Source organism: Acinetobacter sp. ACNIH3 (genome assembly GCF_002918965.1).
GTDB classification, from domain to species: domain Bacteria; phylum Pseudomonadota; class Gammaproteobacteria; order Pseudomonadales; family Moraxellaceae; genus Acinetobacter; species Acinetobacter schindleri.
In genome coordinates, this window is the sequence record NZ_PQLP01000003.1 from 123,692 (window position 1) to 147,515 (window position 23,824).

The window sequence follows — 23,824 nt, forward strand, 5'->3', positions numbered from 1 at the left end:
TATCTATTGGATGCGATGAAGCGCAAGTTTGGCTAGGTTAATCAGCGCCTGACGGTATTCAGAATCCGGCAGTAGATCCAGTGCAGCGATCGCAGCTTCGGTTTCTTCAGTTGCACGCTGGCGACAATAATCCAAGGCGCCAGAATCATTTACGATCTTGATGACTTCTGCCAAATGATCTGTTCCGCCCGTTGCAATACTGCGACGGATAATTTCATGTGATTCACCTGTAGTATTCTTCATGGCAGCAATCAATGGCAGGGTCGGTTTGCCTTCCATCAGGTCATCACCGATGTTTTTACCTAGGGTTTCAGCATCAGATGTATAGTCCAGAATGTCATCAATAATCTGGAAAGCATTACCGAAGTGACCGGCGAATTTACGTAACGGTTCACGGAACTCAGTCTTGTCGGAAAGAATAGCGGCACCTTCGGTCGCCAGTTCAAACAGGCGAGAAGTCTTGCCATGAATAATGCTCAAATAGGTTTCTTCTGAGGTTTCTGGCTGATGTTGCGATTGCAGTTGCAGAACTTCGCCTTCGGCAATTTCGCAGGTACCCGTAGAGAAGTCTTTGAGCAGGGTCATATTGTTAAGGTCGACCAACAAATCAAAGGCACGCGAAATTAGGAAATCACCCACTAGCACAGCTGTCTGATTGTTCCAGGTCGCATTGGCAGTTGGACGGCCACGGCGCAGGCCGGACTCATCCACGACGTCATCATGTACCAGCGTTGCAGTATGTAGCATTTCAATGATCGCTGCGAGTTTACGATGCTGATCCAGCTCATTTGCACCACAGGCTTTGGCTGCAAGTAAACACATAATCGGGCGCATACGCTTGCCACCGGCTTCAACCACATGTTTGCTCACTGCCATGACTAAGGCAACTTTCGAAGTAATCCCCTCATTAATGAATGTGTCCATCGCAGCAAAGTCGTGTGCCACAGGAGCGAGAATATCTTGCTTAAAGTCGATGGTCATGTGAAAGGAAACCTCTAGTTTGGTAAATCTCAAGTCGATAGTTTAACAATTTATAACATCCATGAAACATAAGAAACGTACAAACTCCACTAAAAATCAGTTTTTTGTGATGAATATAATCCATCCAGCCCGATTCTGGTGGCTGACTGTACTCTATCGATTTACCTCTACGGATCATGTACTCTGAAATTTGTGGCTCAGTATACTACTCAAAAATAACCGTCCGGCTCTGTTGATTTTTGTAGCGAAAAATTGCATGAGTGTCTGATTTTACTAAAATTAGTATAATCTCAAAGAGATGGATAAATGCGTTCATCAATATTTCTATAAAATGGCTTGTTGTTTATACGAATATCCCTTAAAATCTTTGCCCTTGTATAACCCCCAGTGGCGTACGTTTTAAGACCGGTATATCCCTTTATCGGCACGACGACACGGGCATATTTGGAGTACATTATGTACGCAGTAATCCAAAGCGGTGGTAAACAGCACCGTGTAGTTGAGGGCGAAACCCTTAAAGTTGAATTATTGAAAGCTGAAACTGGCGCAACTGTTACTTTTGATGACGTGTTGATGCTTGTAAACGGTGAAAGCATTCAAATCGGTGCTCCAGTGGTAGCTGGCGCTAAAGTAACTGCAGAAGTAGTTAGCCATGGTCGTCACGACAAAATCCGCATCATCAAAATGCGTCGTCGTAAGCACTACCGTAAACAACAAGGTCACCGTCAATGGTTTACCGAGTTGAAAATTACTAGCATTTCAGGCTAATTACTAGGAGTAATGAGACATGGCAACTAAAAAAGCCGGTGGTTCGACTAAGAACGGTCGTGATTCGAATCCTAAGATGTTAGGTGTTAAAGTTTACGGTGGTCAAACTGTAACTGCAGGTAACATCATCGTTCGTCAACGTGGTACTGAATTCCACGCTGGTGTTAACGTAGGTATGGGCCGTGACCATACTTTATTTGCTACTGCTGATGGCGTAGTAAAATTCGAAGTGAAAGGCCAGTTCGGTCGTCGCTACGTATCTGTTGAAGCATAATCTGCGACAATAGAAAAAACCCACAGATTCTGTGGGTTTTTTTATGCTTGAAGATTGACGAGTTAGTCTGAAACATATGGCTGAAGAATAAACGTTCATCTTCATCATGATGAACAAAAGCAGGGATTTTGCATTAATAACAATACAAAACTTCTTATTTTCTATCATCTTAGTTTTTGAAATTCGTTTAAGATGAGCCATTAGATACATAGCGATATGCAAATACAAAAAGGTGAGATTATGAATATGCTTCGTAAAACTGTATGTGCCATAACAATCGGTGCGGCAACACTGGCTCCTGTCATGAGCACGACTGTATTTGCCGCAACTGCAGCGACGGAGCAGCAAGCCACTGCCAATCTGGTGAAGCAGCTCAGTAATATCCGTAGCTTAACGGCAAACTTTGAGCAAACCACCAAGATTACCAATCCGAAAGCAACTCAGAAAAAGGGTTTGAGCGCCCAGCACATGAACCAGACCTTTCGTGGTGTGATGAAAGTGCAGCGTCCGGGTAAATTCTATTGGGAAACTACGGCACCTTCGAAACAGACAATTGCTACCACAGGAAAAACTGTCTGGATCTATGACCCAGACTTGCAGCAAGCCGTTCGTCAGAGCCTGGATGAACAAGTCTCCAATACACCAGCATTATTGCTCTCTGGAAATACCAACCAGATCATGCAGTCTTATCGTGTGACACAGCCAAACAAAGGCAAGACCTATTACAAGCTGTATCCAAAGGCAAGTGATGGTGTGTTTGAAAGCCTGACGATTAGCTTTGGCGCTAACAAGGCACCGAGTCTGATGATTCTGGAAGATTCATTGGGTCAAACCACTTATATCAACTTTAGCAATGTGAAAGTGAATGCCAGCATTCCGGCATCTACCTTTAATTTCACACCGCCTAAAGGAACGGACATTATTGATCAATAAGCATCAATATCAGCAAAATAAAAAAGCAACCTTCGGGTTGCTTTTTATTTGCCAATAATAGAAATGGATTTGGAGATATTACAAGGTTTGCCTATATCTGGAGATTCAGGCGTTTTAGAATAAACAAAAGTCAAGTCAATGAAATTATGAAATTTCAGGTGCTTAGGATGAAAATGACTTCATTTAAAACCGGCTGGATTAGCTGTATTTTATGTTTAAATATTGGGTTGTTTGCCTGTCAGCCTCAAACGCCCTCAGTCAATGCATCTGCGCAAACAGAAGAAGCAGGGCAAATACAATCCAAAACCATTCCGGTTAAAGGTGTTAATCAGGTCGTGTGCGAAGTAGAGCGTTGTGTGCGCTTTGATCTGCAAACTGTAGATACCAATATGGCTTGGATTGACCAGTATTTTCTAGAGCGTATCCAGCGTACAGAACCAGTTGCCTTTAGGAAAGTAAGCATTGATAAAATCAAAGTAAAGGATCAGCCGAAATTTATTGAGCAGCGTTCCATTCAGGCCAGTTACCTGAATCAGCATGGTCATCTGGTGACTTTTATATTCAAAACTGCTCATCAGCCTAAACGTGCAGCACAGCCACAATCTCATACTGAATACGTCAATCTGGACCTTAAGCAAAAGAAGCGTCTGGCTCTTTATCAAATCATGCTGGGCAATACTGAAGGAAAGTTAAAACAAAGCTTGTATCAAGAAAACAAAGACTGGTTGGATCGTGCCCAAGTAACATCAAAGCAATTGGAATTAAGTGACAATTATTATTTTAACAGTCAAGGCTTGGTACTGATTTATCCAGCAGGTGAGTTGAGCAAGTCCACAAGTGCAATGGTAGAATTAAAAGTACCTTATACGGCATTAAACGGGATCATCCGACCTGAATATTTATCCGTTTTGCCAAAAACAACCCTTTAAATATTGTGCTAATAAGGCGCAGCCATTCACCAGGTCACTGTATTTTTTGCCGTTAAGAGCTTACACTATAGCCAGTTTTTTTCTTATCTAAAGATTGGCTATGATCGACCCGAAATTACTCAGAAATAATATTGAGGCTGTAAATTTAGCCTTGGCAAAACGTGGTGTTCAACTGAATGTCGAAGAGTGGGCATCACTTGAAGCTCGCCGTAAAGAAATTCAGTCTAAAACTGAATCGCTACAAGCTGAGCGTAATGCGGGTGCGAAACAAGTTGGCCAAATCAAAAAAGCTGGTGGCGATGCGTCTGAAATCATGGCACGCATGTCTGCAATTGGCGATGAAATTAAAGCAGCAGAAGCAGCACTGGCTGAATTGCAAGCTGAACTGGAAGAAAAATCCCTGTCTATTCCAAACTTGCCAGATGAATCTGTTCCTGAAGGTAAAGATGAGTCTGACAATGTGGAAATCCTGAAATGGGGTACACCACGCGAATTTGATTTTGAAATCAAAGATCATACTGACCTGGGTGAAATGATGGGCGGTCTGGAATTTGAAACAGCAACTAAATTGACTGGTTCACGTTTCAGCGTTCTTAAAGGCCCTTTAGCGCGTCTACAACGTGCGTTGACTCAATTCATGCTGGATACGCATACCACCAAAAATGGTTATACCGAAGCCTATGTACCATATTTAGTAAATGCTGATTCGCTACGTGGCACAGGTCAGTTACCCAAATTCGAAGAAGACCTGTTCAAGCTGCAAGGCGAAAAAGAATTTTATCTGATTCCAACAGCTGAAGTGCCAGTAACCAACTTCGTGCGTGATGAAATTATTGATGCCGACCGCCTGCCATTGAAATATGCTGCACATACGCCATGTTTCCGTAGTGAAGCGGGCTCTTATGGTCGTGATACCCGTGGCCTGATCCGTCAGCACCAGTTTGATAAAGTTGAAATGGTTCAGATCGTAAAACCTGAAGATTCTATGCAGGCACTGGAAGACTTGACTGGTCATGCAGAAGGTATCTTGCAAGCTTTAGGCCTTCCATACCGTAAGATCATTCTGTGTGGCGGTGACATGGGCTTTGGTTCAACCAAGACTTATGATTTGGAAGTTTGGGTACCAAGCCAAAATACCTATCGTGAAATCTCTTCATGTTCAAATATGGGTGATTTCCAGGCACGTCGTATGAAAGCGCGTTACCGGGCCGACCAGAAGAAAACTGAATTTGTGCATACTTTAAATGGTTCAGGTCTGGCAGTGGGTCGTACCTTACTTGCTGTGATGGAAAACTACCAACGTGCAGATGGTTCAATTGAGATCCCTGAAGTATTGCGTCCGTACATGGGTGGTGCAACTTACATCGACTAAATATCGGTGTATGCACCAAAATGTGCATGAAAATTGCTTAGACAGTCAGATCTAAATATTTGAGGCTTTTCGTGGATATTTTCCCAATCTCGTTAAAGTTGCAGCAGCAACCCTGTCTGATTGTTGGTGGTGGACATATTGCGTACCGGAAAGCGGTATTGCTACAGAAAGCAGGCGCAGTTATCTCGGTAATTGCACCTGAAATTGAAGCAGCTCTGCTTGAGATTATTCAAGCAACTGCTGGCCAATATGTTCAGGCACCTTTCAATCCTGAAATTCCATTACGCTCTTATCGTCTGGTGATTGCAGCGACTGATGATGCTGAAGTCAACCGTCAGGTCTTTAATGCCTGTGAAGCTGAAAATGTTCTGGTGAACAGTGTAGATGATCCACCGCATTGCCGCTTTATGGTTCCGGCGATTATTGACCGTTCACCGCTAGTGATTTCGGTAGCATCAAATGGCACGTCACCGGTGTTATCCCGTCAGATTCGTACCCAGCTAGAGACCACCATTCCACATGGTATGGGTAAACTGGCTGAATTCTCTGGGAAGTGGCGTAGCGCGGTAAAAGCCAAGATTGCTAATCCAGATGAACGCCGTATTTTCTGGGAAGAGCTTTATGCTAGTCCTTTGAAAGAACAGGTGTTTAATGACAATCTGGCTGAAGCTGATCATCTGATTGAACAGGCACTACTGGAATGGCAAAAGCCAAAAGGTGAGGTTTACCTCGTTGGCGCAGGTCCTGGTGATCCAGAACTCTTGACCTTAAAAGCATTGCGTTTAATGCAACAAGCCGATGTGGTGATTTATGATCGTCTGGTCTCTGCATCAATCATGGACTTGTGCCGCCGTGATGCAGAGAAGATCTACGTTGGTAAAGCACGATCTAATCATGCAGTGCCACAAGAAGGGATCAATGCCTTACTGGTAAAATATGCCAGTGAAGGCAAGCGCGTTTGTCGTCTAAAAGGCGGTGATCCGTTTATCTTTGGTCGTGGCGGTGAAGAGATTGAAGAGCTGTTTGCTGCGGGCGTAGCTTTCCAGGTTGTTCCAGGTATTACTGCTGCGTCTGGCTGCTCAGCCTATGCTGGTATTCCATTAACTCACCGTGATTATGCGCAAAGCGTGCGTTTCCTGACAGGCCATTTAAAAGAGGGTTCACCAGAGCTGCCTTGGAATGAACTGGTCTATGAAAACCAGACACTGGTACTGTATATGGGACTGGTTGGACTGGAAAAAATCTGTGCACAATTGATTGAGCATGGTCAGCGTCCAGATATGCCTGTGGCCCTAGTCTCAAAAGGCACCACACCAGAGCAAAAAGTAGTGGTGGGAACGCTCCAAGATATTGCATCGAAAGTGAATGAGCACCATATTCAGGCACCAACTTTGACCATTATTGGTGAAGTGGTGCGTTTACGTGAAAAACTTAAGTGGTCGTAAACGACCACTTAACTCCTCCCAAGAGTAGAGAAAAGCTGTGATCCATGTTGTTTTATATGAGCCTGAAATTCCTGCCAATACAGGTAATATTATTCGCCTATGCGCAAATACGGGAGCACAGTTGCATTTAGTCAAGCCGCTGGGCTTTGAACTGGATGACAAAAAGCTAAAACGTGCCGGTCTGGATTACCATGAATATGCCAATATGCAAATCTGGGAAAATATTGAAGAATGTCTGGTAGATTTGGCTTCTCAAGGCATTGGTGCAGATGCGGTCTATCCATTGACGACTAAAGGTTCTGAAACCCCACATACTTCAGACTTAAATCGTCCTGTGGCTTTATTGATGGGGCCGGAAACACGCGGCCTGCCAGAAAATGTGCGTATGATGTTTCCGAAAGAACACTGGATCCGTCTGCCAATGGCTGAGAATTCGCGTAGTCTGAACCTGTCCAATGCGACAGCAGTGATTGTGTACGAGGCCTGGCGTCAGCAGGGGTTTAAAATGCTTTAATTAGTTTCTTTTTTTAAGAAAAGCTGCCAATTGGTGGCTTTTTTTATTTATGTAACAAGGCTTGTGCAGTGGTTGGTCATTGGGCTTATCTTCGGTATAAATAGTTGAGAACATGGAAAAAGGGAAAGAACTTGAATAAGGGGTGGATCACAGCAAGTTGTGCGGTTTTATTAATGTTTAGTGGAGCAAGCCAGGCACAGCCAGAACCACAACAGCCAGTAGAAGAGGTAAAACCGCTTACTCAGGAGGAAATCAGGCAGGGTATGGCAGAGATGCAGCAGCAACTGAATGAGCGTATTGAAGCTTGGGGTAAAACCCTTAGCAAAGATGATTTTGAATGGAGTTGGCGCGGACGGATTCTGAATCAACCAAAACGTCAGGAAGTGTGTAATATCTTCCAGGGTGTGGTGAATGAAACCTATCATCTGGCTGTACAAAACAAGGCGCGTTTGAGTCCTGAAAGTCAGGAGGTTTTAAAAAATCGTAATCTATTTATCGAACGGCTTGGTTATAAAGACAATATTGTTGATACCCGCATGGGCTTTAACTGTCGTCTAAAATGATTTTGAACTGAACTAAAAAATAAACAAATCAGAACTAAAAAAGGCGCACTAAGCGCCTTTTTTATTTGAATAAGAAGGATATTATTTATCATCAAATTCATTGTGCTGAGGAGCAGGGTGCTTGAAGCCTTTGGTCTTATAACCCAGGTACAAGATACCGCCAAATGCCCAGATCAGACCGTATTTAAGCGAAGCTTCGTCGACTTCTAGCCATAATGCAAACACTGAAATGAAGCCAAGTAAGGGAACGACGACAAAATTCATGATCTCTTTGGCACTCTTCGTGCGGCCATCACGCAGTGCATAACGTGAAATCACCGACAAGTTGACGAAACTGAATGCAGTTAACGCACCAAAGCTGATCAGTGACACGACAAAGTCAAGATCCATGAAACCAGCAGTTAAAGCAACTGCACCAGCGATCAGGATGTTGTATGACGGTGTGTAGTTTTTCGGACTGATGTGACCAAAGATTTTTTTGTTAATTACGCCATCACGACCCATTACGTACATCAGACGAGACACACCCGCATGCGCTGAAATACCAGAAGCCATAACTGTCACAATCGCAAAGTAAAGTACCACTGTCTTAAATGCCACACCACCTACTGCTTGTAAAATATCAGGCTGTGTTGCAGCGATATCTTCAAAGTAGGTTTTTGGATCATTCGGGAAGAAGATCTGCATGAAGTAAGTACTGATGATGAAAATGATACCCGCTATTAATGCAGTCAAGAAAATCGCTTTAGGCAAAGTTTTTTCAGTATCTTTGGTTTCTTCAGCCAGTGAACTTAAAGAGTCAAAACCTGTAAAAGAAAAGCACAGTAAGGTTGCACCGGTAATCAAGGCAGCAACAGAGGTGAACTCATTCCAGAATGGCTCTAAACTCCATAATTGATACTTTGCATCGACTAATGTGCCGTCTGCATTTACACCACCTTCCAGAAGTTGATAAACCATCCAGGTGAAGTATGCAATGACGCCCAACTGTACAAATACAATCATACTGTTGAAGTTGGCAACAAATTTTGCACCGCGGAGGTTAATCGCAGTCATGAACGCTGTTAAACCAATGACCCAGACCCAATGATTCATATCTGGGAAAAGTGCTTCCAGATAAATCACAGCCAAGATGATATTGACCATCGGTGATAACAGGTAATCTAGTAATGATGACCAACCCACCATGAAACCAACATTTGGGTGGATGGATTTTTGGGCATAGGTATAGGCCGAACCCGAAGATGGGTAGCGACGAATCATATGACCATAGCTCAAAGAGGTTAACAAAATTGCAATCAGTGCAAAAATGTAAGAGGTAGGAACGTGAAAGTTACTTTCTTCAGATACCAGACCAAAAGTATCAAACAAGGTCATGGGTTGAATATAAGCTAAACCGATAATAATGATGTGCCAGAGTCCCAGCGTTTTTTGCAGTTTAGCTGCCGATTGAGTCCCAGAGAAATTTGTCAACGGCGTTATCCTCTTAATCGTTGATCAAGGATCAGTCATATTGAATAAGGATCGTTTGAGACGAACGATCCCCCCTACAAATTAAGCAAAAGCGCGCCAATCTACTCTAGAATGAACATTTTTGCTAGCAATTTTTTTGAGATTACTACAGCATGAAATATGCCAAAATTATCATGATTGATGATGAAATTTTCATGCAAGATAAAAGCCTGATGCTTAAAAAAACACCAGGCTCTAAATTTTCGCTATATTCGCTTATTTTTCAGGAATTACCAAGCTTTTTTTAAGATGGTTTTCAAATCTTCCAGCGTGGCTTCTTTCGGGTTATAAATGATGGAACCATCATTTAATGCTTTCTCGGCAACTTCATCCAGTTGTGCCTCAGAAACCTTGCCTGTTTCACATAATGTACGTGGTAATTTAGTCAGGCTATAAATACGGTCACGCATCGCCTGAATGGTTGCAATCGCTTTATTGGCACGCAGATGCCCCGGGGTCTGTGCATAGATATCCGGGCCAGCCAGTGGCAGAAGCAGCTCTGCAATCTTGCCACCATTCACTTCCTTGTTGTATTCCAGGACATAAGGCAGGAACAGGTTCATACATAGTCCATGCGGCAAGTGAGCCACCGCACCGAGCGCATGACCGAGTGAATGCACCAGACCAACCATCGAGTTCGAGAAAGCGATCCCAGCCATGGTAGAAGCTTGTGCCAGTTCCAGACGACCTTGAGCATCAGACGGATTATCCAGCACCTTAAACAGATTCTCACTGACTTTCTTCACTGCTGCAGTGGCATAAGCATCTGAAATCGGATTAGCTGCCATACAGGTATAGGCTTCAACCGCATGGGTCATCGCGTCCATTGCAGTCATTGCCGTTAAATGCGGTGGCAAAGTCTGGGTCATACGTGGATCAAGAATTGCAGCATGCGGCATCAGATAATAAGATGCGAACGGCATTTTCAGGTTCTTTTCAGTATCCGATACCACTGCAACCATGGTTACTTCAGAGCCTGTTCCAGACGTGGTTGGAATCACGAAAAATGGTTTTAAGGGCTTTGGCAGGTTATGTGCGCCAGAATATTTAAGCAAGTCATCACCACCTTCAGAGACCAGAATGTTGGTCGCTTTTGAGGTATCGATAACTGAACCGCCACCGATGGCAATAATCGCATCGCAGTTATTGTCACGATATAGTTGTGCAGCACGACGTACTGTACCTAAGCTCGAATCGGGTGGGACATCATCAAAAATCGCTGCAATCTCTGCATCCGTCGATTCAAAAGCAGCTTCAATCGGCACAAGCAGGTTATTGGCACGTACGCCTTTATCGGTAATGATGAGTGGACGTTTGGCACCTAAAGTCGAGAGTTCAAACGGAATATGTTCGAGCGCAGCATGACCGGCAATCACCTTGACTGGACAGAAAAATTCATAATAAGGCTTGGTCATGTTAGGCACTCCGTTTCAAATAAGATTGAGCAATTTTTAAATAGATGCTGCTTGCTTCAGTTAATTTTTCTTTCAGGCTGAGATTACTTGGATATTCTTTGACAGCCAGTTGTGCCACCATTTTCGGCAAAATCAAGGCTTCCATTTTATTCAGACAACGCACCAGACGAATAGCATAAGAGATATCACCATCGGCAATCATGCGGTCATGGGCAAAGGCCTGTGAGGTACTTTCCTGAAATGAAAAGACCAAAAAGGCATGATGCAGATGCTTAAAAGTGATCGTAAGGTCAGGTGCAGTGTCCATAGATTTCACGAGTTCAAGTTGCTTCTCTTCAGTAACCCGGGCAATAAATGCCGGGCCGTGGGGGAAGACTTTCATGGAAAGACTGAAATTCGCCGGAAACTGGGCAACTTCCTTTTTGATTTCTTCATCGACCTGGCTTGCCATGACTAAGCCTCTGCCAATCACATCCATCATGAGTTTGACATAGGCCTGTTGCAAAGCAGGTTTAACGGATTTAGTTGCAATCACGTGATGATCCCTACCTGGAATATTATTGGTTTAGAGTAATTACTCTAATTTATTTATTGTTGAAATGCAAAGGCTTTATCTTTGCTCGACGCTAACGTCCTTAAAGTAACCGCTGCTGGTTAAAGTTTCAATAATTTCGACACACAAGTCAGCAAATTTTGGCGGGTTGTTGACCAAGTCGTTAATGCGGACCATTTCCAGTCCTGCATAGCCACATGGATTGATGGTATGGAAACCTGTCAGGTCACAGTCAATATTCAAGGAAAGACCATGATAGCTGCGACCTTTACGGATTTTAAAGCCGAGGGAACCAATCTTCCGTTCATTGACATAGACACCGGGTGCATCCGGTTTGGCATAGGCTTCAATATCATGCTTCTTGAGTAGCTCAATCATCAGGTTTTCGGCATAAGACACCAACGTACGGACATTCCAGCCAAGACGGTTCAGGTCAAACATAAAATACGCCACCAGCTGGCCCGGACCATGCCAGGTCACTTGACCGCCACGATCGGTCTGAATTACCGGAATATTGGATGACATCAGAATATGTTCCGGCTTACCCGCTTGCCCTTGAGTCAGGACATCATGGTGCTGCAAAATCCACAACTCATCCGGGGTGTTTTCATCACGGTTTTCAGTCAGGGCTTTCATTTCCAGAAAGCGGTCTTCATAGGGAGTCAGGTCATTATATTGACGAATAATCAGGCAGGGTTTTTGAACCGCATCAGTCACAGTGTGCGTCCTTGGAAAGATTAAAAAATACTGCCAATAATTATAATGATTTCAGCGGCAGATAGGGGAGTGATTGCTCGTCATTGTCTACAGTAAATTCATAAGCATAAAAAAAACACGCCCATAAGCGTGTTTTTTTATGTACCTGGCATGAAGCAAAATCAGGTTTAAAGCGCAGTTTTGATCAGCGGACAAGCGGCTAAGTCGGCATAGACCGCATGAACTTGTTCCAGTTCTAGAAAACGGAGCTGTGCAGTGATCGAATGATATTTACCTGTACGTGAAGGCGTAACGGTCATTTTACTGCCATCAAATTCAGGAAAATGCTTTACAAAGATCTCATTTACGGCCTGATGCAACTCAATACCAGCAAGGCCAATCAGTTTGATCGGATAGTCCATCGGGAACACCCAGAGATGTTCCTGTAATTCGCGAGAAGGTGTACGGTCTAACATGGTAGTCCCCTTATTTGAAACGCCTGCAATCATGCAGGCGTTTGGGTCTGTCTTGGCTAGTTAAAATGGAGACCCTGAAACAAATTTCAAGTCTCCAGAACAAGCATCAAATCTTAATCATTCTCAAGGAATGAACGCAGGTGTTCAGAACGGGAAGGATGACGCAGCTTACGTAAGGCTTTCGCTTCAATCTGACGGATACGTTCACGGGTTACGTCGAACTGCTTACCTACTTCTTCCAAGGTATGGTCAGTTGGCATGTCGATACCAAAACGCATTTTCAGGACTTTCGCTTCACGTTCAGTCAGGTTTTCCAGTACTTCACGCGTCGCTTCTTTCAGGCCTTCTGACGTTGCCGCATCCACAGGAGAGGTGATGTTGCTGTCTTCAATGAAGTCACCCAAATGCGAATCTTCATCATCACCGATCGGTGTTTCCATCGAAATCGGTTCTTTGGCGATTTTAAGTACTTTACGAACCTTCACTTCATCCATTTCCAGACGTTCGCCCAGTTCTTCCGGAGTCGGTTCACGGCCCATTTCCTGAAGCAATTGACGAGATACACGGTTGATCTTGTTAATGGTTTCGATCATGTGTACTGGAATACGGATAGTACGTGCCTGATCCGCGATTGAACGGGTAATCGCCTGACGAATCCACCAGGTTGCATAAGTCGAGAACTTGTAACCACGACGGTATTCAAACTTGTCTACGGCTTTCATCAGACCAATGTTACCTTCCTGAATCAGATCCAGGAACTGCAAGCCACGGTTGGTATATTTCTTCGCAATCGAAATGACCAGACGTAAGTTCGCTTCAACCATTTCTTTCTTGGCACGGCGCGCTTTCGCTTCACCCACCGCCATACGTTTGGCGATGTCTTTGATGTCACGAACTTTCAGATCAAGTTCTTTTTCAATGTCTGCAATCTTTTGCTGGAATGCTAGCACGTCAGGACGTACTTTTTCCAGATAAGCTTTTTGATCAGCAGGCGCTTTTGCAATTTGCTCATCTAACCAGGCTGGATTAGATTCCTGACCCGGAAAAGAAGTACGGAACTGGGTACGGTCCATGCGGCCACGACGGACTGCATAACGCATTACTTCACGTTCTGCACTACGGATCTGGTCGTGGGTACCACGAATCATTTCTGAAATGATATCGAACAGGCGCGGTGTGAACTTGAACATCATGAACACAGTAGCTAAAGCTTGCAGTGCGTCTTCTGCTTCTTTGCTGTTGCGGCCATGCTTTTCAATAACAGCCTTGGTATTTTTCCAGGCATCTGAAAGTTCAGCAAAACGAACTTTAGCGATTTCTGGATCTGGACCTGAGTCACCTTCAGAATCGTCATCACTGTCAGACTCTTCTTCATCTTCCTCATCATCCAGTTTTACATCTTTGGTTGACTTGGTAGTTGCTTCTTCATCTTCTTCGATGTCAGCGACTTCTTCCAGCACTTCTGGAATATCATCATCAGTTTCAGGGTCTAAATAACCTGAAAGCAGGTCGGCCAGGCGGCGTTCGCCAGCTTCATAATCTTTGTATTCTTGTAGTACAACTTCTACGGCATTTGGCCAGTAAGCAATGGAGTGAAGAACGTCACGGATCCCTTCTTCAATACGTTTTGCAATGCTGATTTCGCCTTCACGCGTTAAAAGTTCAACAGTACCCATTTCACGCATATACATACGTACTGGGTCAGTTGTACGACCTGGCTCATTTTCTACAGATGCAAGTACTGCTGCAGCTTCTTCTTCTGCAACTTCATCGGCAGCTTCTGCAGTATCCTCAAACATCGCATCATCAGATTCAGGCGCGCGATCATGTACCGGAATGCCGACGTCATTCAACATCTGAATGATATCTTCAATCTGTTCACTTTCTGTGATTGAGTCCGGGAGATGATCGTTAACCTCAGCGAAGGTTAAATAACCTTGTTCTTTGCCTCGGCTAATCAGAGCCGCTACTTGCGAAGTAGGGGAAGTCATATCGCTCATCTTTGCTTACTCTTCGTTGAATCTGTGACAGTAAAAAATCGTACAACTCTGCACGACTTAAGCTCATTAAATTTAGTGAATAGCCTACATATTTCATCAGATTATTCAGCATCGAGGCTGTCTGACAAAATATTTAAAATGAAATTCAGTAATTTAAGATGGGGATGAATTTGTTATTTTCAAGTCCAGCCCCGGCGTATCTGTATCTGACCAAAAATATAATAGTCAAAAAATATAAGGACGCAGGGTGGATTATATCATGCCATACAATTTACTTGGAAAAAAAGCCCTAATTACAATTTTAAGATACTAAAATTTAAATAAAACTTGACAAGTATTTTTAGGCAAGATAAATAGCGCCTAGGACCCTTTACATTTTTCACAATGAGGTAGTTTTAGTGTCTTCTACAGATTTTGAACTAGATGATAACTACGGTGATGATGATGTTAGCTTCGATGAGGCTTCCAGCAAGCTCAGCGCAAAAGAGTCGTTGGAAAAACGTCGTTTGATTGATGACCTGTTGACTCAACGCCGCCTCGAGCGCGAACTCAAAGATTTTGACTATGACTTCGACGATGACGATGACTTCGACGACGAAGATTAAGCAATTCGGATTTAGCATGGCCTGAATAAATGCTATGCTAGGCCTTTCGGAATTTCTAAGTTTGGATATTAGATGAGTGCTTTAGATTTAGACCTGTTGAGTGACTATCTGGATGGCGACCAAAATGAGTATGGTCTGGATTTCGCGGCAACTCACGGTTTCCTGTGTGCAATTGCAGTAGGTCCGCAGTTTGACAGATGGCTGGATGAGCTTTTTGATAACAATCAGAAAAAAGTTCCAGCAGCAATCATCGAACAGGTTAAAGTATGGCTGGAATCTATCCGTCAAAGCTTGGCCAATGAAGAAGGCATCACTTTCCCGTTTGAAATCGAGGAAGCAGATACCGAATCAAGTCTTGGTGACTGGAGTGTAGGCTTTGTTGATGCCATGTTCCTGAACGAAGAAGCATGGTTTGCAGAAGAATTTGAAGAACAACTGGTGGATTTAACTCTGCCAATCATGGTCTTCAGTGGAATTGACGAAGAAGATCCACAAATGGAAACTTTCCGTCGTAATGGCCAATTAATGGACGAGCTTGCGGAAGAAATTCCAGAAAACCTGAATGAATTGTACCTGATGTATCATACACCAGATTAATTCTCCCAAATGAAAAAAGCACCTTCGGGTGCTTTTTTCATATTTGCTTTTTTTATATCTGTAATTTTAAGCTAAGCAGTTATTCCTTGGCCTGTTTTTTTGCTTCCAAACCCTTAAGAGCGCTTTTACTCATCCAGCCGAAACATAAGGCAAGGACAACATATTGAATCGCCAAGCCTAGCAGCAATACGCTTATCCAGATGCCAAAAGATAAAGATTCCAGCATACCGAGGATAATTTCCCGTTGTTCTGCAATACCCAATATTGACAAGGATAAGATCAAGCCAATGAGTACGCTAATGCCTAGACACCCCCAAATTAACTGTTTTTTCTCTATAGCACTTGGTAGACGCTGTTGATCCTGAACAAATTTGATCGCTGCCGCTGCCCCTGCACCGAATAATGCCGGGATGGCAGTGCTGCTGCCAGGCAAATCGATAAACATATTTAAACCAGCGACAATCAGAATCGCGACCAGATAAACTATAGTGAAATAGCCAAAATATTTTTTAATCATCATTTTTATCTCGAATATTGTGTTTTTATTGTTGTTGCTTGTGTGGTTGAAAATGGGAAAAGCTATACCAACAAGTTTGTTTATTTTAATAATTTGCTCGAATATTCGGCAAGATAAATTAAAAGAATACGACGAATGTCACGTGAAGCATAGAAGGATCACGTGACATGATTTGAACTCGATTGAAATTAAGCATGTTTCTTTGGCTGTTTAGCCAAGCTATAGTGGGTATAGCCATGATAGGCGACATGAAACAGGGCAGCATGCAAGGCAATCAAGGCAGCGACAATAAATGAATTTGGGCCTCGGCCTGTATAATTCATTCGGCGCAGAATTTCCTCGGTATAAGGGTGCAGCCAGATCATCACCAAGATAAAAATAAAGCCAAGGCTCATGGCAATAATGGTAGAGCCCCAGACCAAGGTATTTTTTTCCTTGGCGTCAGGGACACGCAGTTCCTTATGCACAAAATGCCGGGCACTCAAGAATGCTGCTGCAATTAATGCAGGAATGAAAATAATGGCACCCAAGTTTAACCAATACACAATCATGCCAACCAAAACCAGTAAGGCAAGATAAACGGCTGCAAAATATTTAAGATAATGCGACATCGTTCTGGCCTCCTTAACAGGACTTACTATTCAGGATGGACGATTTTTGCGTTGATGTCTACGGTACAGAACCCAGCCGATAATAATCGCTACAATTGCAATAATGATATAACTGACCTTGCTAAAAATCTGATGCATCAAGTTCTGATTTTCGCCGAAATAAAATCCAATACAGGCCAGAAAAGTCGTCCAGATGATTGTTCCCAAGCTGCTATAAAACATGAATTTCCAGAAGGGCATACGACTCATTCCAGCAGGAATACTGATCAGGGAGCGCACTGCGGGAATCATACGTCCAACAAAAACAATGCGATGACCATACTGCTCGAACCATGCTAAAGATTTTTTTACATCATCAGATTTAATAAACAGATATTTACCATAGCGGTCGACAAATCTGAAAATCGATTCATGACTGAATTTATAACCAATCCAGTAAAGTAAGGCAGCAGCCAGCAGGGAGCCGAGGCAACCCGCAATGATCACGCCGACCAGTACTAATTGACCTTGGGACGCGGAATAGCCCGCAGATGGCATAATGATTTCAGAGGGAATAGGCGGGAAGACATTGTCGAGGAACATGAGCAGGGCAATACCCCAATAGCCCAGCTGTTCCATAATAGAAATAATCCAGTCAGTTAGATTCATAAGCAGCAGTTAATTGAAAATACTGCTTTTATCCTACGGAGTATTCCAGAATGGGTAAAGTAGATAAATTGTAGATCGCACAAATCAGCTATGCGTGAGGGTATAGATATAAACTCGACGCAGCAGATAGGCACTGAATACTGGCAATATACTTAATAGCAAAAATTGCACGATGCCAGTGTTGATGTGATAGCCAATAAATAGCGCTAAGATCGCACCAATAACAGTTCCTAGCACAACAATAAAAAGATGTGATTCATGTTCCAGCTGGTCCATGACTTCAACAGTCCGCTGTACTTTTACTTGATCCTTGCGTTGAAACTGAACAATATTATCTTCATATTTTGCGTAGGATTTTGCCATTTTGTGTTCCTTTTCATATAAAAAATATATTTAGTAATTAAACACTTAGGTGGAAAATGATTACTGTATATAGATTATCAAGACTTTTTCTTTTTAAAGGGGAATCTTGGTAAAAGCGTGTTGAGATTTTTATTTAGATTGTGAAGTTTGTGTAAAAAAAAAAGCCCTCAAATGAGGGCTTGTATACATCTAGTTACATTCTACACATTATAAACGTTTACGTTTTGCAGCGAGGATTTGTGACTGGCGCATACGGAAGCCTTCTTTTTGCTTCTCAGTTGTTTTGTCAATACAGTACACACAAGATACACCGTGTTCATAGCTTGGTAAGGCTGCTTCCTCGGGAGTGAGTGGCCAGCCACATGCATGACATTTAGTATTTTGACCTTCTTCCATACCGTGAGTCACGGCAGTACGGCCATCAAATACGAAACATTCACCTTCCCATAGACTCTCTTCTGGTGGGGTTTCTTCCAGATATTTCAAAATACCACCTTTCAGGTGATAAACCTCAGTAAAGCCTTCTTGAAGAAGTAAAGAGGTTGATTTTTCACAGCGGATCCCGCCTGTACAGAACATGGCAATTTTCTTGTCTTTGTGCTGTTCCAGATTCTGTTTTACGTATTCCGGGAATTCGCGGAAAGTTTCAGTTTTCGGGTCAATCGCACCCTTAAATGTACCGGCCTTGTATTCGTAGTCATTACGGGTATCGACCAGAATCACGTCATCACGCGCAATCAGCTCGTTCCATTCTTTAGGATCAAGGTAATGACCGACAAGATCACGTGGCTTAACAGGTACCCCTAACGTCACGATTTCTTTCTTCAGTTTGATCTTCATTTTACGGAATGGCTTGTCAGAGCTATGAGACTCCTTGTATTCCATTTCGTTGAAGCCTTCGTTTAGAAGGAACTGATGTACTTTGTCGATGGCTTCACGGTTACCTGCAACGGTACCGTTAATGCCTTCGCCTGCCACAATTAGAGTACCGCAAAGGTCGATGGTTTTTACCAGGTCAAGGAGGCGTTGCTGAAGACCTGCGGGGTCTTGAACTTCCTTAAATTGATAAAGTGCGGCAACAACCCAACCAGTCGTCGCTTGCTGTTCTACAGGTGCAAGCTGTTCTACAGTAGCGTTCATGGAATACTCCAACGTAGCATGATATTTGAAAGGCGCACATTTTAACGTGATTTGCATGATTATGCGAGTAAAACCCATAGCATTTATAGGGACTTCAATTCATGCAGGAGAGCGTGTATAGTCTTGCCCGACCCGGTATTATTACAGACCTGCCTGTGCTGAAATGATCAGCAATGTTGGAGTAAGTTTTGAGTTCAGATCGTCGTATTGCATCTTTAACCCCATGTGCAGGGCGTTGCTCGACCGTATTTGGTGATGCGGTATGTCGCGGTTGTCGCCGTTTTAATCATGAAGTGATTCAGTGGAATACCTATACGGCTGAACAGCATAACGCAGTATGGCAACGTCTGGATGCTCAACTTGATCAGATTCTAGTCCCGATGCTGCCTCTGGCAGATATGGCCCATGTCGAGAAATTTGTATTGTCCAAGCGGGTGCGGTTGCGTGATGATGCCAGTAAAGGGCGTAAGCTCTATCATGCATTAAAATTGTGTGAAAAAAACCGGCATTTGACTGATGAGAGTGGCCTAGGCATTCATTACAAACAGGTACGTCCGATTTGGGATGAATTTGAACGTCGAGTATTGGCATTGGCAAAAGCCAGTTATGATCTGGCATTCTTGCGTGCTGATGGGATGAGTCAGCATCTGATCCAGATGGAAGAAGAGGACGAGTAGGTCCTCTTTTTTTATACTGACTATATTAGACAAGGAGGAATGGGGTGAATATTACCGAATATCTGCTGTATTGTCTGGCCGTAGTAATCATGATCGCGACACCCGGGCCAGTAATGTTACTGGTCGCTAGTGCCGGGCTCAAAGGCGGCTATAAGCATGCCTTGCAGACTATTTTCGGGACTAACTTTGCCTCACTGGTTCTGATTGGTTTATCCATTCTCAGTCTAAAAGGTCTTCTGGTTGTTAACGAAAATTGGCTGAATGGCATTAAGCTACTTGGCTGTTTGTATATTGCCTGGCTGGGAATTCAGATTTTCAGGGAAGTCTGGCAAGGGCAGGGATCAACTGGACCACAAAGCCTGCAGCCTGTACAGGGCGGCTTTCGTACCGGTTTTCTGGTAGGTATTTCTAATCCCAAGGATATTATTTTCTTTGCCGCCTTTTTTCCGCAATTTATAGGCATTAGCCCAAACCTCGATTTAAGCTTGGTGATTCTGACAATCAGCTGGATTGTTCTGGATTTCCTCACCCTGTCACTGGTGTATCTGGGGTTTCAGCGATTATCTCGGTCTCAGCTTTATCCGCATTTACTGGGGCTATGCGGCTTGATCTTGTTAATGGTTGCACTGTATGGAATTTATTCCATCTTCAGTTAATTCAATCAATATACATGACACAAAAAATCCCGAACCAAATGCCGGGATTTTCTTTTTAAATAGACTTATATATTGTGTTGCTGGCGATACTTTACCAGTTCGTCAATAGTAATTACGATTAGTTGATGCGTCTGTGCATATGACAGAACCTGAATACCAGAAGCCATGCTGCCATCCGGATTAGTCAGTTCACACAACACGCCGGCAGGTTTTAAACCAGCCAGACGCGCAAGGTCAATAGTACCTTCAGTATGACCACGCCGGGTTAAGACACCACCTTCACGGGCGCGTAATGGGAATACATGACCAGGACGATTCAGATCACTGGCAACTGCCCCGTCTTTAATCGCTGTTTTAATTGTAGTCGTGCGGTCTTTGGCAGAAACACCGGTTGTTACACCCTCTGCTGCTTCGATACTTACAGTAAAGGCAGTTTTAAACTGACTAGAGTTATCTTGTACCATTGGTGGCAACTCTAAATGATTTGCCAGCTCATCAGTCAGACATAAGCAAACGATGCCTGAACCATCACGAATCATACGCGCCATGGTTTCTACAGTTAAAGTTTCAGCTGCCACAATCAGATCGGCTTCATTTTCACGGTCAAAATCATCCATGACCAGGACAGGTTTGCCTTGGCGGAGATCTTCGAGTGCCTGAAGGATACGTTGTTCAGCAGGGGCTAAAGCAGAAAAGAAAATTTCGGGTTGAATCAAACTTGACATTGAAATGCTCACCTAAACTAAAAATATGATTGAACATTTCAGGACTGAGTGAAAATAGGCTTATAGCAAAAACAGGTGTATGCACGGCATACAGCCTTGGTGCTGCTTTCGTCTTCTTTCATCCGGACTATACCGTCGGCTCTGGATTTGCACCAGATCTGCAGATCAATCGAAATTGACCGCTCGTGGGCTGATTCAAGCCTGATTATAACAAGCTGAAATTACCACCGGTGGGGAATCACACCCCGCCCTGAAGCGATGTAGGATCATTATAGTCCTGATTTTAAAAAAATGGGATGGTTGAAATGGAAAGTAATTTGCAGAATTTTAGATAAACAAAACAGATAATCTGAATTACCCAAGTTTTTAGCAAAATACTGGAAACATGCTATGGTGTGAGGAAGATTAGAAATCCTTCAATCATTCTAACAATGCATAAAACTGAGCTGATTCGAAATAATCAATTTTCGCCCTTGCTGTTCTGCAATGTAGAAGTACTACGTTATTTAAAAATCTTGGGCTTGGCACTCATCACGGTCAGTTTGCTGTATTTAATGGCAGCGAACTGGTGGATGCTACCGGATCCGGTTCAGCTGGCAATCCCGATGCTGATTTTATTCTGTAGTGCAGCAGCAAGTATTTACTTCGACCAGCAGGAATGGGTGAGACAGAGTCTGGATACGGTATCTGGTCTCATGCTGGGTTTAAGTCTGGCAGTGATTGGGCAGATTTATCAAACTGGCGCAGATAGTTATCTGTTATTTCTGCTCTGGTCAGCCTTGCTCCTACCATGGCTCTATCGCTTCAATATTGGCATTTTTGTCATGCTTTGCGTAGTGAGCCAGCTGATGTTGTATCTGTATTTTAAACAGAGCTTCTGGATGGGAAGAGCAGAAGGGTTGTATTTGCTTGGTCTAAATTTGCTGACAGCACTTAGCTTTGCGTATGCCATGCGCTATTACTCGCTGCTACGTTTTCTGTTTATCACATTTGTGATCGTGATTTCGATCAGCAGCATGATGCAGTTTACCCATCACTTTAAGCTGATCTATTTAGCTTCTTCAGTTGTTTTACCGACAGGTGCCGCATTTTATTTTTATAGGAAACATCAGGCGCTAGAAGCCATTCTTCTCATTGCAGGTTTGGCTGCCAGTGTGAGCTTATGGGTATTTGAACTGGTTGAAAATCAACTGACCAATTCAGCTGCTGGGCTATTTATGCTGGCTGTGCTGATTTTTGGCTGGTTTGCCTTAATCAGTTTTGCTTTAAATAGAATTTTTCCACAAACCAAATTCTCCGTGATTCCTCTGGCACTCGGTGCCTGGATTTCCGGGATTATTCTTGCAGTCCTGTTACTGACTTACTGGGAAGCATTTTCAATCTTAATGGGGATCATCTTTATAGGCATCGCCTGGAAACTGCAGGGTCAGCAGCTTTCAGTTTTTATGCGCCAGTTTGCCTATTGCTTATGGATCTGTGGTCAGGCAGCAGTTTTAATTCATACAGAACTGCTCACCGACAGTATGGTTGTAGTCTTGCTGCTGCAATTATTAATACTGGGGCTTACTATCATCAAACGGATGCACTGGTCTATTTTGACCCTGCAGCTGCTGATTACCCATGCATTAGCAATCGTGGTTCTGATCTTAGAAAATTCTTTTAAACATGATGATATCGTGATCAGTATCATACCCAGCTTGAACTATGTCATTTTCATCGGACTATTCCTAACAGCTCATTATTGGCAATCTTCGCATTATCAGAAAAGTATCTTTCTCTGGATGATTGCCATGCTGACAGGTTCAGCGGTGGTTCAGGCGGTAACCGGATTAGAGCACTGGCAGAGCATCGGACAGATCAGCTTTGACCAAATTCTGCTGTTTTATATTCTTCCGAGCTTATTGTTGTTCAGTTTTATTTGGCAAAACTGGCAACAATTTTCTGAAAAATGGCTGTGGTTAATTCCGGTTCTGGGTTTATTACTGATCCTGTTGGGCTATTTTGAAATTTTTATCATTATGCTGCTCATGGCTTGGGCTGTAGTCTATCAGCAACGAATGATTCAAGCCCTATCGATTTTATTGCTGATCTTTTGGTTATGGATGCTGTATTACAATCTGGGGCTGAGTTTCCTGGTAAAGAGCCTCACGATTTTCATCTCAGGTCTCATGGTTTGGTGCATGGTCTATGGCTTAAAGCAGGTAAGGATTAGATCTGGTCAGGAGGAAACTGCATGAAAAAGTTTCTTCCTCTGATTCTGGCCGGATTCAGTATTCTGATCTTTGTGGGGCTGATCCTCAAACATGAACATCATTTAGCGAACAGCCAGTCCATCTTTGTTGAGCTTGCTCCGGTCGATCCGCGCTCAATCTTGCAAGGCGATTATATGGCACTGAATTATGAGCTGCATTTCGAGGGTGATGCTGAAGCTGACCGTGGAGAAGAGGGTGGTTTAGCGGATAAGAAAATTGCAGCCTTAGAAAAGCGTATTCAGGATCAGACACATCTTTTAAGCTATGTGCAGCTAGATGATCAGCATCGTGTGATTCAAACCAGCTTGGATGAAAATCTTTTAAAAACTCATCAGGGAACTTCCGCGCGTTTGCTTCTAAAAAATCCTTCCAACCGATTGGCCAATTTATATCCGGCAGCGAATAGCTTTCTGTTTGCAGAAGGATTGGAGCCATGCTATCACAACGCAAAATATGCCGAGATTAAAGTTAAAGATAATGGACAGGCTTTATTGGCGAATCTGGTAGATCAGAATCTGCGAGCTTTAAATTGCGAAAGCCAAAAAGACTGGGTACAGGGCAGTTAATTAAGGTTTATTTTTAGAAGTATTTTTCAATAAAAA

General features: G+C 43.2%; 27 protein-coding genes and 1 riboswitch. Of the genes, 14 read left to right on the forward strand and 13 right to left on the reverse strand.

Annotated elements, in window-relative coordinates; genetic code table 11:
* Nucleotides 1-3: 3 nt before the first annotated feature.
* Entirely contained in the window at nucleotides 4-981 is a 978-nt protein-coding gene (sdsA, locus tag C3420_RS03055) for an All-trans-nonaprenyl-diphosphate synthase (protein ID WP_103799677.1), read from the reverse strand.
* A 456-nt stretch (nucleotides 982-1,437) separates the two neighbouring features.
* Here sdsA and rplU point away from each other — a divergent pair, with 456 nt between their 5' ends.
* The 8 genes from rplU (at nucleotide 1,438) to C3420_RS03095 (ending at nucleotide 7,779) form a co-directional block, all read left to right on the forward strand.
* The gene (gene rplU, locus C3420_RS03060; RefSeq protein WP_004814860.1) at nucleotides 1,438-1,749 is read left to right on the forward strand and encodes a 50S ribosomal protein L21; all 312 of its coding nucleotides are present in this window, start codon (nucleotides 1,438-1,440) and stop codon (nucleotides 1,747-1,749) included.
* 19 nt (nucleotides 1,750-1,768) lie between these two features.
* The gene (gene rpmA / locus C3420_RS03065; protein ID WP_004814861.1) at nucleotides 1,769-2,023 is read left to right on the forward strand and encodes a 50S ribosomal protein L27; all 255 of its coding nucleotides are present in this window, start codon (nucleotides 1,769-1,771) and stop codon (nucleotides 2,021-2,023) included.
* Between the two features lie 240 nt (nucleotides 2,024-2,263).
* Entirely contained in the window at nucleotides 2,264-2,956 is a 693-nt protein-coding gene (gene lolA / locus C3420_RS03070) for an outer membrane lipoprotein chaperone LolA (RefSeq protein WP_005222953.1), read from the forward strand.
* Between the two features lie 173 nt (nucleotides 2,957-3,129).
* The gene (locus C3420_RS03075) at nucleotides 3,130-3,885 is read left to right on the forward strand and encodes a DUF3298 domain-containing protein (protein WP_103799688.1); all 756 of its coding nucleotides are present in this window, start codon (nucleotides 3,130-3,132) and stop codon (nucleotides 3,883-3,885) included.
* Between the two features lie 100 nt (nucleotides 3,886-3,985).
* Nucleotides 3,986-5,257 carry a serine--tRNA ligase gene (gene serS / locus C3420_RS03080; RefSeq protein ID WP_103799678.1) on the forward strand — a complete coding sequence of 424 codons (1,272 nt, stop codon included), beginning with the start codon at nucleotides 3,986-3,988 and terminating at the stop codon, nucleotides 5,255-5,257.
* A gap of 71 nt (nucleotides 5,258-5,328) precedes the next feature.
* A complete protein-coding gene (cysG, locus tag C3420_RS03085) occupies nucleotides 5,329-6,702 on the forward strand; it encodes a siroheme synthase CysG (RefSeq protein ID WP_103799679.1) in 1,374 nt (457 codons plus the stop codon).
* A gap of 37 nt (nucleotides 6,703-6,739) precedes the next feature.
* Nucleotides 6,740-7,216, forward strand: coding sequence for a tRNA (cytidine(34)-2'-O)-methyltransferase (locus C3420_RS03090; protein WP_103799680.1), 477 nt, complete (start codon nucleotides 6,740-6,742; stop codon nucleotides 7,214-7,216).
* Between the two features lie 173 nt (nucleotides 7,217-7,389).
* Nucleotides 7,390-7,779, forward strand: a complete 390-nt coding sequence (locus C3420_RS03095; RefSeq protein ID WP_051064890.1) for a hypothetical protein — start codon at nucleotides 7,390-7,392, stop codon at nucleotides 7,777-7,779.
* Between the two features lie 81 nt (nucleotides 7,780-7,860).
* On the opposite strand, the gene C3420_RS03100 is transcribed toward C3420_RS03095, so the two are convergent.
* From C3420_RS03100 to rpoD, 6 genes are all read right to left on the reverse strand, one after another.
* A complete protein-coding gene (locus tag C3420_RS03100; protein ID WP_005222946.1) occupies nucleotides 7,861-9,252 on the reverse strand; it encodes an APC family permease in 1,392 nt (463 codons plus the stop codon).
* Nucleotides 9,253-9,521: 269 nt separating this feature from the next.
* Nucleotides 9,522-10,706, reverse strand: a complete 1,185-nt coding sequence (locus tag C3420_RS03105; RefSeq protein WP_103799681.1) for an iron-containing alcohol dehydrogenase — start codon at nucleotides 10,704-10,706, stop codon at nucleotides 9,522-9,524.
* A gap of 1 nt (nucleotide 10,707) precedes the next feature.
* Nucleotides 10,708-11,241 (reverse strand): hypothetical protein, encoded by a 534-nt coding sequence (locus tag C3420_RS03110; protein WP_005222934.1) that lies wholly within the window; start codon nucleotides 11,239-11,241, stop codon nucleotides 10,708-10,710.
* Between the two features lie 75 nt (nucleotides 11,242-11,316).
* The gene (gene lipB / locus C3420_RS03115; RefSeq protein WP_005222932.1) at nucleotides 11,317-11,976 is read right to left on the reverse strand and encodes a lipoyl(octanoyl) transferase LipB; all 660 of its coding nucleotides are present in this window, start codon (nucleotides 11,974-11,976) and stop codon (nucleotides 11,317-11,319) included.
* Between the two features lie 167 nt (nucleotides 11,977-12,143).
* Complete coding sequence (locus C3420_RS03120; protein ID WP_004814884.1) at nucleotides 12,144-12,431, reverse strand: YbeD family protein; 288 nt, start codon at nucleotides 12,429-12,431, stop codon at nucleotides 12,144-12,146.
* A 113-nt stretch (nucleotides 12,432-12,544) separates the two neighbouring features.
* Entirely contained in the window at nucleotides 12,545-14,431 is a 1,887-nt protein-coding gene (gene rpoD / locus C3420_RS03125) for an RNA polymerase sigma factor RpoD (protein WP_008307589.1), read from the reverse strand.
* A gap of 398 nt (nucleotides 14,432-14,829) precedes the next feature.
* Between rpoD and C3420_RS03130 the strand changes: the two genes are divergently transcribed.
* The gene (locus C3420_RS03130; protein ID WP_004814888.1) at nucleotides 14,830-15,036 is read left to right on the forward strand and encodes a PA3496 family putative envelope integrity protein; all 207 of its coding nucleotides are present in this window, start codon (nucleotides 14,830-14,832) and stop codon (nucleotides 15,034-15,036) included.
* A gap of 72 nt (nucleotides 15,037-15,108) precedes the next feature.
* Entirely contained in the window at nucleotides 15,109-15,633 is a 525-nt protein-coding gene (locus C3420_RS03135; protein ID WP_004814890.1) for a YecA family protein, read from the forward strand.
* A gap of 79 nt (nucleotides 15,634-15,712) precedes the next feature.
* Here the strand turns inward: C3420_RS03135 and C3420_RS03140 are convergent, their stop codons facing one another.
* The 5 genes from C3420_RS03140 to C3420_RS03160 form a co-directional block, all read right to left on the reverse strand.
* Entirely contained in the window at nucleotides 15,713-16,153 is a 441-nt protein-coding gene (locus tag C3420_RS03140) for an ABZJ_00895 family protein (protein ID WP_034593118.1), read from the reverse strand.
* A gap of 185 nt (nucleotides 16,154-16,338) precedes the next feature.
* Nucleotides 16,339-16,761, reverse strand: a complete 423-nt coding sequence (locus C3420_RS03145) for an ABZJ_00895 family protein (RefSeq protein ID WP_008307594.1) — start codon at nucleotides 16,759-16,761, stop codon at nucleotides 16,339-16,341.
* Between the two features lie 30 nt (nucleotides 16,762-16,791).
* Complete coding sequence (locus C3420_RS03150; RefSeq protein ID WP_005222928.1) at nucleotides 16,792-17,409, reverse strand: DedA family protein; 618 nt, start codon at nucleotides 17,407-17,409, stop codon at nucleotides 16,792-16,794.
* An 84-nt stretch (nucleotides 17,410-17,493) separates the two neighbouring features.
* Nucleotides 17,494-17,772 carry a hypothetical protein gene (locus tag C3420_RS03155; RefSeq protein ID WP_004814898.1) on the reverse strand — a complete coding sequence of 93 codons (279 nt, stop codon included), beginning with the start codon at nucleotides 17,770-17,772 and terminating at the stop codon, nucleotides 17,494-17,496.
* 207 nt (nucleotides 17,773-17,979) lie between these two features.
* Nucleotides 17,980-18,912, reverse strand: coding sequence for a rhodanese-related sulfurtransferase (locus C3420_RS03160; RefSeq protein WP_004814900.1), 933 nt, complete (start codon nucleotides 18,910-18,912; stop codon nucleotides 17,980-17,982).
* 188 nt (nucleotides 18,913-19,100) lie between these two features.
* Here C3420_RS03160 and C3420_RS03165 point away from each other — a divergent pair, with 188 nt between their 5' ends.
* Together C3420_RS03165 and C3420_RS03170 are read left to right on the forward strand one after the other, a co-directional pair.
* Nucleotides 19,101-19,589 (forward strand): DUF1289 domain-containing protein, encoded by a 489-nt coding sequence (locus tag C3420_RS03165; RefSeq protein WP_005222926.1) that lies wholly within the window; start codon nucleotides 19,101-19,103, stop codon nucleotides 19,587-19,589.
* Between the two features lie 44 nt (nucleotides 19,590-19,633).
* Entirely contained in the window at nucleotides 19,634-20,245 is a 612-nt protein-coding gene (locus C3420_RS03170) for a LysE family translocator (protein WP_005222924.1), read from the forward strand.
* 65 nt (nucleotides 20,246-20,310) lie between these two features.
* Here C3420_RS03170 and ribB read toward each other — a convergent pair whose 3' ends face one another.
* On the reverse strand, nucleotides 20,311-20,970 hold the full coding sequence (ribB, locus tag C3420_RS03175) for a 3,4-dihydroxy-2-butanone-4-phosphate synthase (protein WP_004814903.1): 660 nt from the start codon (nucleotides 20,968-20,970) through the stop codon (nucleotides 20,311-20,313).
* 106 nt (nucleotides 20,971-21,076) lie between these two features.
* Nucleotides 21,077-21,231, reverse strand: a riboswitch (FMN riboswitch).
* Between the two features lie 170 nt (nucleotides 21,232-21,401).
* Between ribB and C3420_RS03180 the strand changes: the two genes are divergently transcribed.
* Both C3420_RS03180 and C3420_RS03185 read left to right on the forward strand, forming a co-directional pair.
* A complete protein-coding gene (locus C3420_RS03180) occupies nucleotides 21,402-23,207 on the forward strand; it encodes a DUF2157 domain-containing protein (protein WP_005222921.1) in 1,806 nt (601 codons plus the stop codon).
* Entirely contained in the window at nucleotides 23,204-23,788 is a 585-nt protein-coding gene (locus C3420_RS03185; protein ID WP_008307601.1) for a GDYXXLXY domain-containing protein, read from the forward strand. Before C3420_RS03180 ends, C3420_RS03185 begins: the two co-directional genes overlap by 4 nt.
* The last annotated feature ends 36 nt before the right edge of the window (nucleotides 23,789-23,824 follow it).